Here is a 17,894-nt window from a genome sequence, read left to right as displayed (position 1 = left end):
CCACACCGAGAAATCAAAAGCGAACGAATGGAACAACGTCCACACATCATCCCGCCCGAACCCGAACCACTCATCGGTCGACGTGAACAAACGCGTGACATTCCCGTGCTCGACCAGCACACCCTTCGGCACCCCGGTCGAACCCGACGTATAAATCACATACGCCACATCATCCGACGACACCCCCGACTCACCTACCGGCACATCAACCGCCGGCAGACCCGCCCACATACCGGCATCCGCCCGCACATCCACCACCGGAACATCCGGCAGACGCACCCCATCCGGCACCGCACCGTCAATGAGCACGACCTGGGGCGCACTGTCCTCCAGCAGGAAAGCCAGACGGTCCACCGGCGAGGCCGGATCCAGCGGCACATACGCACCGCCGGCCTTCAACACCGCCAGCACACCCACCACGATCTGCTCACCACGCGGCAGACACAACGCCACCCGCACACCAGGCCCCACACCCAAACCACGCAGATGCCAAGCCAACCGATTCGCCGCCGCATTCAACTCCCCATACGACAACTCCCGCCCCTCGAAGACAACCGCCACCGCATCCCCACGCTCAGCAGCCACCTCCTCAAACCACTCATGCACACACCGACCATCCCCCACCGACTCCTCAACCCGATTCCACCCCTCCAACACCCGCCGCCGCTCCACCTCAGGCAGAAGGGAGAGGTCCAGTGCCGGTCGCCGCGCCGAGTCTTCCTCGGCCAGGGCGTTCACGATGGCCGCCATGGCGGTTTCCAGGTACGAGATCACCAGTTCCGCGTCCTGGGACCGGTCGATCTGGGCGTCGATCGAGAACGCCGCGCCCAAGTCGTCGACCGACACCGCGACGGGGTAGTTGCTGCGTTCGATCACGCCCGAGAGAGCCTTGACGCCGCAGCGCTCGAGTTCGGTCTCGTCGATGCGGACGCCGGTCTCCAGGTGCCGGTAGTTGAGGATCGCGTTGAACAGTGGGGCGTCGGCCGGCAGGTCGCTCTGGCCGTGGGCCACGGCCAGCGGAGTCTGTTCATGCCGGATCAGCTCACGCAGGGTCCGGTCGATGTCCAGCACCAGGTCCCGGATGTTCCGGCCGGTGAGGTCGACGCGCACCGGCAGGGTGTTGATGAAGTTGCCCAGCATCCGCTCGGCGCCTTCGGGGCCCTGCAGGCGTCCCGACATGACGGTTCCGAACACCACGTCGTCGCGGCCGGCGCACGCACCGACGACCAGCGCCCAGCCCGCGTGGAAGAGGCTCGCGGGGCTGACGCGCAGTTCCTTGGCGCGAGCGCGGATCTTCTGCCCGAGCCGCTCGTCCAGCGGCCTGCGCAGGTCGAGGACACGGCTGCCGTCGCCGTGTACGTCGTCGAGGCCGAACATCAGCGTGGAGTCGGTGACCCCGTCCAGCCGCTTGCGGAAGAACGTTTCGGAGTCCAGCGTCCGGGCCTGCTGCTGAGAGTGGGCGACGAAGTCGCGGTACGGCACCGGCTCGGCCAGTTCGGCCTGCCGGCCCGTGAGGTGGGCGAGCACTTCCTTGAAGAGCAGGCCGAGCGAGGTGGCGTCGTCGATGAGGTGGTGCAGGTCCAGCAGGACGACCCATTCGTGGCTGTCCGGGTGTTCGGCCGCCCTCAGCCGGATGAGCGGGGCGCGGTCGAGCCGCATCGGGCGCGGCTGTGCCAGCAGGGCGGAGATCTCCTCCTCGGGGGAGGCCCCCGGGCCCATCGGCAGCTGTTCGAGCACCGGTTCGGCGTGCCGAACGACGACCTGGACCGGCTCCGACAGGCCGTCGGTGAGAATCGCGGTCCGCAGGACGTCGTGGCGTGCGACCACCGAGCGCAGCGCTTCCATGAAGCGGTCCAGATGGGCTCGGCTCGCGAAGGAGAACACCCCGGAGAGGACGTACGGGTCGCGCCGTCCCTCCTTGAGGTGGTGGAACAGCATGCCCTCCTGGAGGGCGGCCAGCGGGTAGACGTCCTTGAGGTTGGCGGCTCCTCCGGGAACCTTGGCGACGATCGTCGCCAGCTCCGCCTCGGTCAGCGTGACCAGCGGCAGCATGTCGGGGGTCACGCGAGTGCAGCCGTCGGGGACGGCGGGGGGCGGCGCGGTGAACGCCTGTTCCTCGACGCCTCCGTCGATCTGCACGGCCAGCTCGGCGAGCGACGTGGCGTCGAAGACGCTCTGCAGGTCACAGTGCAGGCCTTCGGCCCGCAGCCGTGCGGTGAGCCGGGGAATGAGCAGCGAGTGGCCGCCGAGCGCGAAGAAGTCGTCGGTGACGCCGAGCCGGTCCGGTTCCAGGCCCAGCAGGTCGGCGCAGACGGTGAGCAAGGTGCGTTCGGTGTCCGTGCGCGGCGCGACACGCTCCCGCCCGGTGTGCACGGCGGCGTCCGGCGCGGGCAGCGCCTTGCGGTCGAGCTTGCCGTTGGCGGTGACGGGCAGGTCATCGAGCCACACCAGGGCAGCGGGCACCATGTGCTCCGGCAGGTCCTGGGCGGTGTGGCGGATCAGCTCGGCCCGGCGGTCCGCCTCGGGTACGTCCCGCAGGTCGGGGCCGGCCACGACGTACCCGACGAGCTGCTGGTTGCCGGGGCTGTCCTCCCGCACCAGCACGGCCGAGGCCCGGACGCCGGGATGGGCGCCCAGCCGGGCCTCGATCTCGCCGAGCTCGATGCGGAAGCCGCGCAGTTTGATCTGGTTGTCGAGGCGGCCGAGGAACTCGAGCGTGCCGTCGGGCATGCGGCGTACCAGGTCGCCGGTCCGGTACATCCGGGCGCCCGGAGCCGGGTCGAACGGGTCCGGCACGAAGCGTTCCCGGGTCAGGGCGGGGTTGTTGGCATAACCGCGGGCCAGTCCGTCGCCGGCGATGTGCAGTTCACCTGCGCAGCCGACCGCCTGCAATCGGCCGAACTCGTCCAGCACATGCAGACGGATGTTCTGGATCGGCCGGCCGATCGGCACGGTGCGCTGCGGCTCGCCTTCGGGGCAGGTCCAGTGGCTGACGTCGATGGCGGCTTCCGTCGGCCCGTACAGGTTGTGCAGCCGGGCCCGGTGAGCGGCGTAGTGCCGGGCCGGGAGATCGGGGGGCAGGGCCTCGCCGCTGCAGAAGACCTGGCGGACCGAGGCACAGTCCGCCCAGCCGTCCTGCTCGACCATGAGCCGCAGCATGGAGGGCACGAAGTGCAGGGTCGTCACGCCCGTGCGCCGCACGAGCGAGATCAGGCGTTCGGGATCCTTGTGCGCCCCGGGCTCGGCGACGACCATGCGGGCGCCGACGATCAGTGGCCAGACGAGCTCCCACACCGAGACGTCGAAGCTGAACGGCGTCTTCTGCAGGACGACGTCGTCGGCTCCGAGGCGGTACTCGTTCTGCATCCACTCGATGCGGTTGACCACCGCCCGGTGCTCGACCATCACGCCCTTGGGGCGTCCGGTGGAACCTGACGTGTAGATGACGTAGGCCAGGTCGGTGGGGGCGGGCGGGACCCCCTCGCCGACCGGCTCACCGGTGCGCGGGTCTGGGTTGTCGAGGCCGTCGGGGCCGAGGTGGAGCACCTCGCGGGCGCTGGACAGGCCCGGCACCGTCAGCCGCCGCTGTGTGAGGACCAGTTCGGCGCCGGAGTCCTCGATCATGTACCGGATGCGCGCCGCCGGAAGGTCCGGCTCGATGGGCAGATAGGCCGCTCCGGCCTTCATGACCGCCCACAGCGCGATCACCATCTCGGGCGAGCGCTCCATGCACACGCCGACGACGGTGTCCGCGGTGACGCGACGCCGCAGGACTCGGGCGACCTCGTCGATCCGCGCGCCCAGCTCCGCGTAGGTGAGCGACCGGTCGCCGGACACCAGCGCGGGCCGGTCCCCGAACCGTGCCACCGCCGCGTCGAGCAGCTCGGGCAGGGAGCGGTCGCGCGAGTAGGCGCGGCGCGTGTCGTTCCACGCGACGAGCTGCCGCTGCTCCTCCTCCGAGAGGTGGGAGAAGGCGGAAACCTGCTGCTGAGGGGCGGCGAGCAGCGCGTCGAGCAGGAGCCGGTAGTGGCTCAGGAACCGCTCGATGCCGTCCGCGGCGAAGCGGTCGGCATCGTACTTGAGGTGCAGGGTGTAGTCGTCGGTGTTCTCGAACACCTCCAGGTGGAGCTTGAACTCCCCTTCCTGGACGATGTCCTCCACGAACCGCACCGACCGGGCCAGTTCAAGGCCCAGGACGTCGTCCGCGAGGTGCATCATGCCCTTGTTCTGGAAGGCGTAGGACACCTGGAAGACCGGCGAGGGGTGGTTCGGTCCCGCCTGGACGCCCAGGTTCTGCACGATGCGCGGGAACGGATAGGCGGCGTGGTCGATGCCGTCGGCCAACTCCAGCGTCAGCTCGCGGAGCAGACCGGAGAACGGCACGTCGCCGCGCAGACGGTGACGGACCGGGACCATGTTGACGAAATAGCCGACCGACTCGGCGAACCGGGTGCCCGGCCGACCCATGGAGGGCACGCCGACGATGAGGTCCCGCTCGCCGCTGTAGCGGTGCAGGAGCAGCTCGTACACGGCGAGGAAGAGGACGGCCGGCTTGCTCCCGTGCGCCGCGCACAACTCCCGCACCCGGGCGGCCGTCCCGGACGGCAGGGTCAGGGTCGCGGTCGCTCCGGAGGCCGGAGCCGCGTGGGAGGGCTCTCTTTCGATGTCGAGGCGCAGTACGGGCAGCTCACCGCCGAGCTTCTCCATCCAGTAGGCCCGGTGCCGTTCGCCTTCGGGACCGGCGAGGAACTCCTGCTCCCAGCGGACGAAGTCGTCGTAGTTGTCCCGGTCCGCGGGGACTTGCGGGCGGCGCCCACGCCGCAGCTCCTCGTAGGCCTCGAACAGGTCGCGGAGGAAGAGGGGCGTGGAGGCGCCGTCGAACACCAGGTGGTGGAAGACCAGGAGGACGTAGGTGTCGTCCGGGCCGGCCGAGTAGACGTACGCGCGTGCCGGGGAGTCCTCCGCGAGGTCGAAGGGCACCTTGGCGTGCTTCCTCATCAGGCCGCGCAGGGACGCCTCGGTGCGGCCGTCCACCCGCTCGTGTTGGAAGAAGAGCGCGCCTGAGCCCTGCACCAGGTAGGGGACGCCGTCTTCCTCGGTGACCGTGCTGGAGAGCTGGGTGTGCCCCGCCACCACGGCCTCGAACGCCTCGCGGAACAGCGCGACATCGAGGTGTGCTCCGGTGCGGAAGCAGACGGGAACGTTGTAGACGTCCGAGGCCTGCTGCAGTGTGTGCAGCAGCCACAGGCCCTTCTGCCCCTCGGACAGCGGGCGGCGGGTGGGCCGCTCCTGAAGCCGCTCGTAGAAAGCGAGCACTTCCTCGGCGGAGTAGATGCCGACCTTGAAGCCCGACAGAATCTGGTCCTCGTTCACGCGCCCGCTGCTTCCCTCATGATCGCCTTGAGATCGTCAAGGCCGACTTTCCCCTGTTGGAAGTCCTCCAGCGCCCTGGCCCTGGCCAGGCGCGCCTCGTCCTCCCCCGTCTTGTCCGGTGCGGCCTCCTCGGTGGTCACCGAGGAGGCCGGTGCTGCCGCCCCGGTGGTCACCGAGGAGCTGCTGCCCTGGACGCCGTCGTTCGCCGCCTGCTTGGCGGCCAGCTTCGTCGCGATGCGGTCGACGGTGCCGCACTCCACGACCTCGCGCGCGGACAGGGGCAGACCGAAGTCCGCCTCCACGGCGCGCTGCAGCCTCGACCACAGAATCGAATCCACCCCGAGGCCGTGCAGGTCCTTGTCGTGCGGAAGGCGGTCGGCGTCCAGGCCGAGCGCCTGTGCGAAGAAAGCCTCGATGTAGCGGCCGAAGTCATCGGCGTCACGCATGGTATCCGCATCAGGCCTGCGTGCCGTGTCCGTCGGTTCCTGCGGCTGCGGCTTCGCGGTGCTGCCGATCCAGTAGCGCTCGCGCCGGAACACCGTGGTCGGCAGCGGCAGGAGCCGTCGTGGCGAGGTGTGCAGGCCGTGCCACGGGATTCCGGCCCCGCGGACCCACAGCTCGCCGAGCCGGTCCAGGTCGCCCTCCTCCGTCAGGGCTGTGACGAATGCCTCGCCGTGCACGCCGGAGAACAACGCACCCAGCGCACCGGTGTGCTCGTCGGCATTGCCGCAGTACACAGGTGCTCCGTCGGCGGGCTCGCCGCGCAGGTGGCTCTCCAGGGCTCGGCGGAGCTCCTCCAGGGAGTCGGCCACCACCGCCAGGCGTTCGGGCAGCGTCTCGCGCCCCACCTGCAGGGTGTAGGCCAGGTCCGGCAGGGTCACCGAGTCGTCCTGGTCGATGAGATGCAGGAGTCGTCGCACCGCGGCTCGCAGCCGTTCGGGACTTCCGGCGGACAACGGGACCAACTGCGGCCCGGCCGAGCCGGCTGGTTCCCGCGTGGCCTCGCGGACAGGCGGGGCCTCGACCACCAGGCTGACGTGGCTTCCGCCGGCGCCGACGGAGTTGACGAGGGCGCGCAGCGGGGCGGCACCGTCCGTACCGGTGCCGCGTGGCTGCCATTCCGTCAGGTCCTCGCACAGCCGGACGGGCCCGTCCTTCACGTCCAGGTTCGGGTTGGCCCGGCCCACCGCGACGAGCGGCGCCAGCTGACGGTGCCGCAGTTGCAGGACGACCTTGGTCAGCTGGGCGATGCCGGAGGCCGCCTCGGGGTGTCCCAGGTTGGACTTGACCGAGCCCACCAGGACGGGCTCCGGCACGTCGCCGAACACCTCGCGCAACGCGTTGACCTCGACGGCGTCACCGAGTGCCGACCCGTTGGCCGCCGCCTCGACGTAGCCGATGGAGTCGGCTCCGGCGCCCGCGCGTTCCAGGGCCTGCCGCATGACGTTCACCTGGGTGCGGAAACTGGGCGTCATGAACCGGCCCGCCCTGCCGCCGTGCAGCGAGGCGCTGCCCTGGATGACGGCGTGGACGGTGTCGCCGTCCCGGAGCGCCGCGGCCAGCGGCTTGAGCAGCACGGCACCGACTCCCTCCGCGGGAAGGTAGCCATCGCCCTCGCGGAAACTGCGGCTTTCGGGGTGGCTTCCCAGCAGCTGTCCCTGGGCGAGCGCCACGTACTTGTCCGGATGGATCGTCAGGTTGACGCCTCCGGCGATGGCCAGCTCCGCCTCGCCGCGCAGCAGATCCGCGCAGGCGAGGTGGACGGCCGTCGACGAGGAGGCGCACATGCTGTCCACCGCCAGGCTGGGGCCTTCGAGTCCGAAGAAGTGCGAGACCCGGTTGGCGATGAGGTTGTACGAGGCAGCGGAGGTCAGGGCGCTTCTCGCGGCGTCCTGTTCGTCCGCCCGGTACATCTGGTACATCGCGCCGACGTACACCCCGACGCGGCGCCGGTAGCGCTGTTCGAGCTGCGCCTGGGTGATGCCGCTCTGCTCCAGAAGCTCCCATGCCGTCTCGAGGAACAGCCGTTGCTGCGGGTCCATCGCCTCGGCCTCGCGGGGCGAGATCTCGAAGAACAGCGGATCGAACTCCGCGACGCCGTCGAGGAATCCGCCCCACCGGCAGTAACTCCGGCCGGGCGCGTCGCGGTCCGGGTCGAAGACCGCGTCGTGATCCCAGCGGTCCGCCGGGACCTCGGTGACACAGTCCCCGCCGGAACGCAGACGGGCCCACAGCTCGTCGAGGTCTGCGGCATGCGGGTACCGGCCGCAGATCCCGATGATCGCGATGCCGTCGGTGCCGTCGGTGCCGGAACGCACCGGCTCCTCCTGTCCGAGGGGCCGGGTCACCGCGACGGGCGCGGGCTCGGCCAGGTGGTCGGCCTTCGGCGGCTCGGGCGCGCTCGGCTCCGGCTCGCTCTGCTCCTGCTTCTGCTCGTGCTGCTCCTGCTCCTGGCGCTCCTCACCGAACAGGGCGAGCAGGGCGTCCCCATGGTGATCCGTGAGGTACTCCACCAGCGCGCGGACGGTTCCCACTTCGAAGAACAACGTCTTGGACAGCGGTCCGAACGACTGCTCCCACCGTGCGATCACCTCCATCGCCGCCACGGAGTCCATGCCGTAGCGCTCCAGTGGTGTGTCGAGGTCCAGGCGTTCCGGGGCGAGCTTGAGCGCCGTCGCCACTTCCCGCCGGAAGTGACGCAGGGCCCTGGCTTCGAGCCGCGGCGTCCGGCGCGCCCGGTCCGCGGCCGCGGGCGGGGCCGGTGCATCGGTCTGCGGCTCGTCGTCTTGTTCGGTCAGCCGGGAGATCAGTGCCTCCCGGTGTCCGGTGAGCACGAGGAGCCGCCCGTCGGACGGTGTGCCCTCGTCCGCGGTCAGTCCGTACCGCAAGGCGTGCAGTCCCGCTTCGGTGTCCATCGGCACGAGATCCATCCGCTTCAGCTGTTCCTTGATCGCATCGTCGACCCGCATGCCGCCGTCTTCCCAGAGGGGCCAGTTCACCGAGAGGGTCCGGCCGTGTCGCAGGCCGGCGTCGACGAGCCGGTTGCGGTCGGCCGCATAGCCGTCCATGAAGCCGTTGGCGGCGGCGTAGTCGCCCTGCCCCGGGTTGCCCATCGCGCCGCTCATCGAGGAGAAGCACACGAAGAAGTCCAGGGGCTGTTCGCGGGTCAGCTCGTCGAGGTGGACGAGGCCCGCGACCTTCGGGGCGAATACGCGCTCCAGCTCCCGCGTGGTCTTCCTGATCAGGAAGTCGTCGTGCAGGAGCCCGGCGCCGTGCAGGATGCCGGTCAGCGGACCGTGCGCGGCGACGGACCGGTCCAGCAGTTCGGCGACGGCGCCCCGGTCGGAGACATCGGCCCGCCGGTAGTCCACACGGAGGCCGGCCGCCCGCAGGGCGTCCAGAACACGCCGCTTCTCCTCGGTGAGCTCCGACCGGCCGGTGAGGACCACGGTCGCGCCGCGCGTCTCGGCGGCGATCGCGTGGGCCACGACCAGCCCCAGGCCACCGGCTCCGCCGGTGATCAGGTACACCCCGCCGTCCCGCCAGGGCGTCGCGGCCGAGTCGGCGGACACGGCCTCCTCCAGGCGCCGGACCAGCCGACGGCCCTCGCGGTACCGCACCTCCGGCTCGTCGCCGCACCGGGCCTCGGCCCACAGCCGGGCGCCGATGACGGAGGGCGAGGCGCCGTCGCGGCAGTCGAGGTACTGCGCCCGCAGCCGCGGGCTCTCCAGGTGAGCGGTCTTCAGCAGGCCGGTGATGCCCGCGAAGCAGTCGTGGACGCCGAGGTGCTCCGCGTCGGCGTCGCCCGCCAGCACGACCTGCAGCAGGACGGGCCGGTGCGGGCCGCGCCGGAGCATGTCCTGCGCCAGCGTGAACACGCGGCGCGCCGCACGGCCGTACCGGTCGTCGGGAGTGCCGCTGCCGAGGTCCACGAACTCGCAGATCACCGACGCGGGCAGGGCGGCGGTGAGGGCCTCGCGGCCGCGGTCGCCGAGTCCGCCGAGCACCACCACGCGGTGCTCGGCGACGTCCGGTCCGTCCTCGCCGTGGGCCTCGGGCCGGTCGTCGTCGGCGGCGGCGGCGAGGGCGAGGGCACGCCAGACGGGCCTGAGGAGCAGCAGGTCCCCGCCCTCCGCCGTGGTGCGCGGGGCCGGTTCGGGTCGGGGCGAATCAGGCTGGGCCGGTTCGGCTAGGGCCGGTTCGGGCAGGGCCGGTTCGGCTAGGGCCGATCCGGCTTGGGTCACTTCATCGGGGGCGTCGAACCAGTAGCGCTCGCGGGCGAAGGGATATCCCGGCAGGCTGATCCGGCGCGGCGGTGTCTCACCGGCCCGCAGCCGCTCCCAGTCCACGGTCTGCCCTTGGGCCCAGAGGGCCGGCAGCTGTTCGTGGCCGGCCTGCGCCGGCCACGGGGCCTGGTCGCCCGTGGACCCGGCCCGGGTGCCGTCGTCGGTACGGACACTGCCGCGCTCCCATGCGCCCGGTACACCGGGGCCGGCGACGAACGCCTCCAGCGTCCGCCGGACCGTCTCCAGGGAGTCGGCGGTGAACGCCAGTCGCTCCTCCAGTGCCACGCGCCCGGTCTGGAGCGTCCAGGCGATGCTCGGAAGCTCCGCGTCGGACAGGTCCTCGAGCCGCGCCAGCAGCCGTTCGGCCTGCCGCACCAGCTGGTCCTCGGTCCTGGCCGACAGCGGGATCACCTCTGCCCGGCCGGCCGGGTCCTCGGCGCGCGGAGCGGGCTCCGGCTCGTACTCGGCGATGATCACATGCGCGTTGGCACCACCCGCGCCGAAGCTGGACACACCGGCGACACGCGGCAAGGCGCGCACCCCGCCGTCGAGCTCCACGCGAGGCCGTCGCCAGGGTTCCAGGTGCTGTTGCACGCGGAACGGGGTGGAGTTGAAGTCGATGTGCGGGTTGAGCCTCTCCGAGTGCAGGCTCGGCACGAGCTCCCCAGCGCGCATCTGGAGGAGAACCTTGGTGACCCCGGCGATCCCGGCCGCGCTCTCGCAGTGGCCGATGTTGGACTTCACGGACCCGATGGCGCAGTGCTCCGGCAGTGTGCCGTCCCCGGCCCGCCGGAACGCCTTCATCAGGCCGGCGATCTCGATCGGGTCGCCCAGCGAGGTGCCGGTGCCGTGTGCCTCCAGGTAGCTCAGGGCCCGTGGGTCGACGCCCGCCTCGGCCAGTGCCCGGGCGACGACGTCGCCCTGCGCCACCGGGCTGGGCACCGAGAAGCCGTGGGTACGGCCACCGTGGTTGAGCGCGGTCCCCTTGATCACTCCGTAGATGTGGTCTCCGTCGGCTACGGCGCGCGCCAGCGGCTTCAGCAGTACGGCGCCCACGCCCTCGCCCGGGACGTAACCGTCACCGCCCTCGCCGAAGCTCCGGCACCGGCCGTCGGTGGCCGCGAACCTGCCCTGACTGAGCATCAGGTACTTGTTGGGGTGGACACTGACGTTGACCCCGCCCGCTATCGCCGCCTCGCACTGGCCGCTTCCGATCGCCTCGCAGGCGAGGTGGATGGCGGTCAGCGAGGACGAACACATGGTGTCGACGGCCATGCTCGGCCCGTGGAAGTCGTAGAAGTAGGAGACCCGGTTGGCGATCGACGAGGGGCTGCCGGACAGCGCGATGTGCCGCCCGCGGGCCTGCTCCTGCGCGCCGTGGAGCTGGTACTCCTCGTACATCACGCCCACGAAGACACCCACCTTGCCCGAGGCGATGATGCCCGCCCGCGTGTCCTCGCGCTCCGTCGACTGCCTGGCGAGGAGCTCGCCGGTGTACCCGGCGTCCTCCAGGGTGTGGTGGACGCACTCCAAGAACAGGCGTTCCTGGGGATCGAGGTACTCGGCCTCGCGCGGCGATATGTGGAAGAAGAGCGGGTCGAACCGGTCGACACCGTCGATGAAACCGCCCCACTTGGCGAGGCCGGCGCCAGTGGAGGAGTGTGCGTCGGCGACGTAGCGGCGGTGGTCCCAGCGGCTCTCCGGGATCTCCCGGACGCAGTCCCGGCCCGCCCGGAGGTTCGCCCAGAACGCGGTGAGGTCCTCGGCCTCCGGGTACGTGCCGCTCAGGCCGACGATCGCCACGTCCCTGCCCTCCTGCGCGCGACCCGGATGCCCGGCACCGTCCGGCTGCGGCTTCTCGGCCCCGGCCGGCGGGCGGGTCGATGGCCGCCGTGCGGTCGGGGTGCTCTGGGATGCGGTCGAGGCACCCAGGGCGGCGCGCAGTTCGTCGGGGTACTCCTCGGCGAAGTGCTCGCTCAGTGCCCGAACGGTCTGGACCTCGAAGAAGAGCGTCTTCGGCAGGGTCCCGAAGCTCTCCTCCAGGTGACGGGTGAGCTCCATCGCCATCATCGAATCCATGCCGTAGTGCTCCAGCGCGGTGTCGACGTCCAGTCGCTCGACGTCGATCTGCAGCGCGGTGGCGAGCTGCTGCCGGACGTAGCGCAGCGCACGCTCGGCGACGGACTCGGCGTCCTGCTCGGGGGCGTCGGCGTCGGCGGCCTGCGGGGCGGGTGCCGGGACCGGCTTCGCCCCGTCCTTCAGCACCCGCGCGCTCAGGCCGGTCAGCTCCACGCAGACCCGCCCCTGTTCGTCGCACACGGTCAGGTCGAGCCGGGCCGACGGGTCCCCGGGCCGGCTGCCCTGCCGGTACCTGATCCAGACGTGGGCGCGGGCCGGGGTGTCCGCGGCGATGTCCAGGCCCTGCAAGGCGAACGGCAGTGCCGGGCCACCGGACTCGCGGTCCCGGCGCTCCTGCGCCAGCCCCAGGCCGACGGTGGCCTGGAGCGCGCCGTCGAGGATGCCCGGGTGCAGCCGGTAGTCGCCCTGGCCGCCGGCCGCGTCCGGGAGCCGCAGTTCGGCCAGCACCTGTGGCCGCCCTTCGGCGTCGTCGCCCACGCCCAGCTCGACGAGCGTCCGCTGCGCCGGGCCGTAGTCCATGCCGACGCCAGCGTAGAGGTCGTAGACGTGCGCCCCGGAGTAGGTGGCGGCCGTGCACGCGGCACGGAGTTCGTCGAGCGGCAGCGTCCGCCGTGCGGTGCCACCGGACAGGCTCGCCCTGCCCTGGCTGCTCAGTACCCGCCGCCCGTGGCCGTCGACGGTGTGGATCGCGTACGTGTACGCGTCGGCGGGCTGGGGGCTCAGGGTGACGCTCAGCTCCAGTCCGGACGGACCACACACCGCCGGGCGCAGCCACACGATGTCGCTCAGGCGCAGGCCGTCGGCGCGCGAGTGACCCACCGTCCGGGCGACTGCGGCACGGGCCGCTTCGAGGTGGGCGGCTCCGGGCAGGACCATGTCCCCGCGCACGCGGTGGTCCCGGAGGAAGGGCTCACGGCCGTCGAACCGGGTCTCGTACCGGATCTCGCCGCCGCTCGACATCTCCCGGTGCAGCATGGGATGCGGCCGCGCCGGGTCTGCCGGGTCTGCCGGGTCTCCCGGGGCGGGCATCGGTGCCGTGCTCCGTGGGATGGCGTTTCCGGCCCAGTGGCTCTCCTCGGCGAACGGGTAGGCCGGCAGGCCGATCCGCACCGGGCGCGGGCCTGTGGCGTAGAGGTGCTCCCAGTCGATGGGATGCCCCTGCACCCACCGGGCCAGCGTCCGGTCGTGGTCGGCCGCGTCGATCCAGCGGCGCGACGCCGCGAGCTGCTCGGGGTCAGGCCCGGCCGTGCCGGACGTACGCCTCGGCACCGAGCCACGGTGCCAGCCGTCGGTGTCGCCCTCGTCTTCGACGAAGGCGGCGAGCTTGCTCCTCAGGTCCTCCAGGCAGGTGACGCGGATCGCCGAGCGTTCCTCCATCGCGTCCCGGCCGACCTGGAGGGTGAAGGCGACATCCCTCAGGTCCGCGTCCGTCAGGTCGCCGTCCCGCAGCCGGTCCAGCAGGCGCCGCGCCCGCTCGGCGAGCTGGGGCCGGGTCCGCGCCGACAGCACGATCAGGGCGGGGCCGGTGGAGGGCCGGTCCTGACGCGGCTCGGGCCGGTACTCCTCCAGCACGACGTGGGCGTTGACGCCGCCGAATCCGAACGAGCTGACGCCGGCCCGCCGGGGCACGGTACGGCCCTCGGCGTCACGCGGCCGTTCCCACGGGCGCCGGTCGCGCACGACGTGGAACGGGCTGTCCTCGAACCGGAGATACGGATTGAGGTCCCGGCAGTGCAGGCTCTCCACGAGCGTCCCGTGCCTCATCTGCAGGAGCGTCTTGACGACTCCGGCCACGCCCGCGGCGAGTTCCAGATGGCCGATGTTGCTCTTCACCGAGCCCAGGCCGCAGCCGGGCGGGGCCGCGACGGTCGCCGGAACCTCCTCGTAGAGCTCGGCGAAAGCGCTCTTCAGGCCGTTGAGTTCGACGGGGTCGCCCAGCTCCGTACCGGTGCCGTGCGCCTCGATGTACGTCACGGTCCGCGGGTCGACGCCGGCCTGGCGGTAGGCGGCCTTGAGGAGCTCGGCCTGCGCGGTGGGGTTGGGAGCGGTCAGTGAGTGGGCGCGCCCGCCGTGGTTCTCCGCGGTGCCGAGGATCACGCCGTGGATCCGGTCGCCGTCCCGCTCGGCCTGCTCCAGCGGCTTCAGTACGAGGATGCCCACGCCCTCGCCGCGGACGTAGCCGTCGGCCCCCGTCGCGAACGTCTTGCAGCGGCCGTCCTCGCTGAGCATGCCCGCGCGGCTGTAGCTGATGTGCAGATCCGGGCTGACGATGGTGTTCACCCCGCCGACCAGCGCCAGTCCGCTGCGCCCCTCACGCAGCAGTTCGACGCCGCGGTGCACCGCCACGAGCGAGCTGGAGCAGGCGGTCTCGACGGGCTCGCTGGGGCCGTGCAGGTCGAGCAGGTAGCTGACCCGGTTGGGCCCGACCGAGCCGGAGACACCCGTGGCCGCGTAGCCGTCCTCGCCCTGCGCCTCCTTGAGGACCAGGTTGCCGTAGCCGCTGGGCGCGGTGCCGATGACGACCGCGGTGTCGGTTCCGGCCAGGCTGGACGGTGCGTGTCCGGCGTCCTCCAGCGCCTGCCACACGTGCGTCAGCAGCAAGCGCTGCTGCGGGTCCATGGACACCGCCTCGCGCGGTGAGATCCCGAAGAACAGCGGGTCGAACCGGTCCACGCCGTCCATGAATCCGCCCCATCGCACGTGCCGGCGGTTGGGCGGGGTCGCCGGATCCGCGTGCATCGCGCGCCAGTCCCAGCGGTTCGGGGGGATTTCCGTGATGCAGTCGCGGGCGTCGCGCAGGTTGTCCCAGAAGGCCGCCAGGTCCGGGGCCTGGGGAAAGCTGCCGCTCATTCCGATGACGGCGATCGGTGCGGCGGTTTCGGGGCCCTTGGTCGGCGGCCGTTCGGCGATGGCCGGGGAGGTGGTGGCACGCGGCTCCGGGTCGGGTGCTTCCGTGGCGGGTGCGCTGTGGGCACGTGCGAGCTGTTCGCCGTAGGCGCCGGTCAGGTACGCGGCGACGCCGGCCAGGGTCCGGTGCTCGAAGAAGACCGTGGGCACCAGGTCCAGTCCGAACTTGCCGTTCACCCGCCCGGCCAGCTCGGTGAGGCTGATCGAGTCGAAGCCGTAGTCGCCGAGTTCACCGTCCGGGTCGACCTCCTCGACCGGCACCTTGAGCTGCGCGCAGACCTCGGCGGCGAGCGCGTCCTGAACGCTGCGGCGGAGGTCGGCGGGTACGACGCCGGTTGCGTACGTGAGGGGCGGCCCGGGCGTCACGGGGGACGGCTGGGGCATCACAGCGGGCGTCGCGCCGGGCGGCTCGGACGCCACGGCATGCGGCTCGGGCGCCACGGCGGACGGCTCGGGAGTCACGGCACGCGGCTCGGACGCCACGGCGGGCGGCTCGGGAGTCACGGCGGGCGTTCGTGCCGCGAGGTGGGCGGCGAGAGACCGGGGCGTGGGGTGCTCGAAGAACACCGTGGGCGCGAGGTCGAGTCCGTGACCGCGGTTGAGTCGCTCGGCGAGCTGGATGAAGCCGACCGAGTCGAGGCCGTACTCGCCGAACTCGTCATCGAGGCCGAGTTCGTCGGCGGGCACCTTCAGCTGGGCGGACAGCTGCTCGATCAGCGTGCGCTGCCATGTCCGCGGTGCCGCGCCGGGAAGAGCGGGCCGGTGCGTGTCCCGTTCGCCGTGCACGTACGCCGACAGCCGGGCCAGCAGCCGCCGGCGGTCGCCGGAGAGCACCAGTACCTGCTCCCGGTCGCCACCGAGCAGGGCGTGGAACGCGGCCAGGCCGTCCTCTGCGGCCAGCGGGACCACACCGAGCCGACGAAGCTCGGCGAGGCCCGCATCGTCGAGGCGCATGCCGCCGTCCGCCCACAGCGGCCAGTTGACGCTCAGGGCGCGGCCGAGGCGCCCGCCCAGGGCGGCCAGCCGGTTGCGCCGGGCGACGTAGGCGTCCAGGAAGCCGTTGGCCGCGGCGTAGTCGGCCTGGCCGGTGCTGCCGAGTGGGGCGGCGGTGGAAGAAAAGACGATCAAGTGGTCCAGCGGCTGGTCCTTGGTCGCCTCGTCGAGGTTCACCAGCCCGGACACCTTGGGGGCGAGCACCCGGCCGGCCTCGTCGTCCGACTTCCCGGCGAGGTAGCCGTCGGCGAGCACGCCGGCGCAGTGGACGATGCCGTGGATCGCGCCGTGCCGCTCCACGACGTCGGCGACCAGCGCGTCGACGGCGGGCCGGTCGGCCACGTCGGCCCGGTGGTACTCGACCGTCACGCCCGTTGTGCCGAGGACGGTGAGCCGTGCCTGGACGGTGTCCGGCTCGCTCCGGCCCACGAGGACGATCGTGCCCGCGCGCAGGCGCCGGGCGATCGACCGGGCGAGGAGCAGCCCGAGGCCGCCCGTACCGCCGGTGATGAGGTACACGCCGCCCTCGCGCCACGGCTCGGCGCGCATGACGCGGGCGTCGGCCGCGAGTTCGGCCAGGCGGCGCACGTACCGCTGTCCGTCGGTGTAGCGCACGTCGGTCTCGCCGTGATCCCGGCCGTTCGACCGGATCAGCTCGGCCAGCGCCTCCGGAGACAGCGGGTCCGGGTGTTCGACGCACTGGGTGCGCAGCCAGGGGTGTTCGAGGCTCGCCGTCTTGAGCAGCCCGGACACACCGGCGAAGACGCCGGGCTCCGGTGAACCGTCACCCAACAGCACGACCTGCAGAAGGCTCTCGCCCGCGGGGCGGTCGGCGACCCGGTCGCGGATCTCCGCCAGGAGCGCCCGCGTCAGTCTCAGGTACTCGGCGTCCAGCGCGTCGGTGCCCGGCGCGAGGATCCGTAGCTCGACCGAGCTGGGCAGCAGGGCCCGCAGGGCACGCTCGGCGTCCTTCTCGACGCGGCCCGCGAGCACCACCGTGTGCGCCCCCTGCCACGCGGACGTGTCGGGGCCGGCCGGCGCCGGCTCCCACAGCGGCTCCATCCACAGGACCTCGGCTTCCGTGCCGTCCTCGCGGCGCGTTCCCCGCACGGCGGGGAGCCAGTAGGAGTCCCTGGCGAACGGGTAGGCCGGCAGGGTGATCCGCGTCGCCGGCCCGTCCTCGAAGAGCTGCTCGTACGGCAGCGTCCGGCCTCTCGTGTAGTGCTCGGCGAGCGTTTCCAGGTAGCGGCGATCGGCGTGGTCGCCGTTGCCCGGCCGGGGGACGGACCCGGTGTCCGCGCGCTCCGGCTTCGGGTCTCCGGTCCTGACGGAGGGGGCACTGCCGGTCTCCAGCCAGGCGCGCAGCGCGCCGATCACCTCGTCCGTCGTCCGCGCCACCAGGGCCAGGCGGTGGCGGAAGTGCTTACGGCCCGTCAGCAGCGTGTAGCTCACACTGCGCAGGCTCAGACCTGGGCGGGTCTGCAGGTGGCCGGCCAGCCGTCGGGCCTGATCGGCGAGTTGTCCGGCGGTGCGCGCGGACAGGACGATCAGGCGTGGGCCCGCTTCCTGCGGTGCGACGGTGGCCGGGGGCGCCTCGGCGAGTACGAGGTGGGCGTTGGTCCCGCTGTAGCCGAACGAGCTGACCGCCGCCAGACGCGGACCGTCCTGCGCCGGCCAGTCCCGCGCCTCGGTGTTGACGTAGAACGGCGTGTCGCGCAGGTCGATGTGCGGGTTGAGACGCTGGTGGTGAACGGCCGGCGGCAGCGTCCGGTGCTCCAGGGCCATGACGGCCTTGATGGTTCCGGCGACTCCGGCGGCGCACGCCGTGTGGCCGATGTTGCTCTTCACCGAACCCAGCGCGCAGTGACCGCGCCGCTCGCTGACCGCTCCGAAGCTCTGCACCAGGCCCTCGATCTCCACGGGGTCCCCGAGGGCCGTTCCCGTGCCGTGCGCCTCCAGCAGCCCGATGTCCGCCGGATCGATGCCGAACCGTTCGTACACCCGCGTCTGCAGCTCGGCCTGGGCCTCGGCGTTGGGTGCCGTGATGCCGTTGGACCTGCCGTCCTGGTTGACGCCCCAGCCCTTGATCACGGCGTGGATCCGGTCCCCGGCGGCCTGCGCGTCGGACAGCCGCTTGAGGAGCAGCACACCGACCCCTTCGCCGGGCACGAAGCCGTTGGCGCGCTCGTCGAACGC

2 protein-coding genes (1 of these 2 only partly in view) are annotated in these 17,894 nt (G+C 71.9%); both read right to left on the bottom strand.

Annotated features, from left to right (window positions below):
* The coding region (locus ACZ3I3_RS39405; RefSeq protein ID WP_467372603.1) for an amino acid adenylation domain-containing protein at positions 1 to 5,373 on the bottom strand (5,373 nt) is incomplete at its 3' end.
* Positions 5,370 to 17,894, bottom strand: partial view of an SDR family NAD(P)-dependent oxidoreductase gene (locus ACZ3I3_RS39400; RefSeq protein ID WP_467372602.1) — the 3' portion only. 1,365 nt of this gene lie beyond the right edge of the window; only the last 12,525 of its 13,890 coding nucleotides appear in the window; its start codon lies off the right edge, out of view; its stop codon occupies positions 5,370 to 5,372. The genes ACZ3I3_RS39400 and ACZ3I3_RS39405, both read right to left, overlap by 4 nt.

The sequence above is a fragment of the Streptomyces sp. NPDC016851 genome (assembly GCF_055562795.1).
Note: the sequence above shows the minus strand (reverse complement) of the source record. Positions and strands in the feature narration are given on the sequence as shown.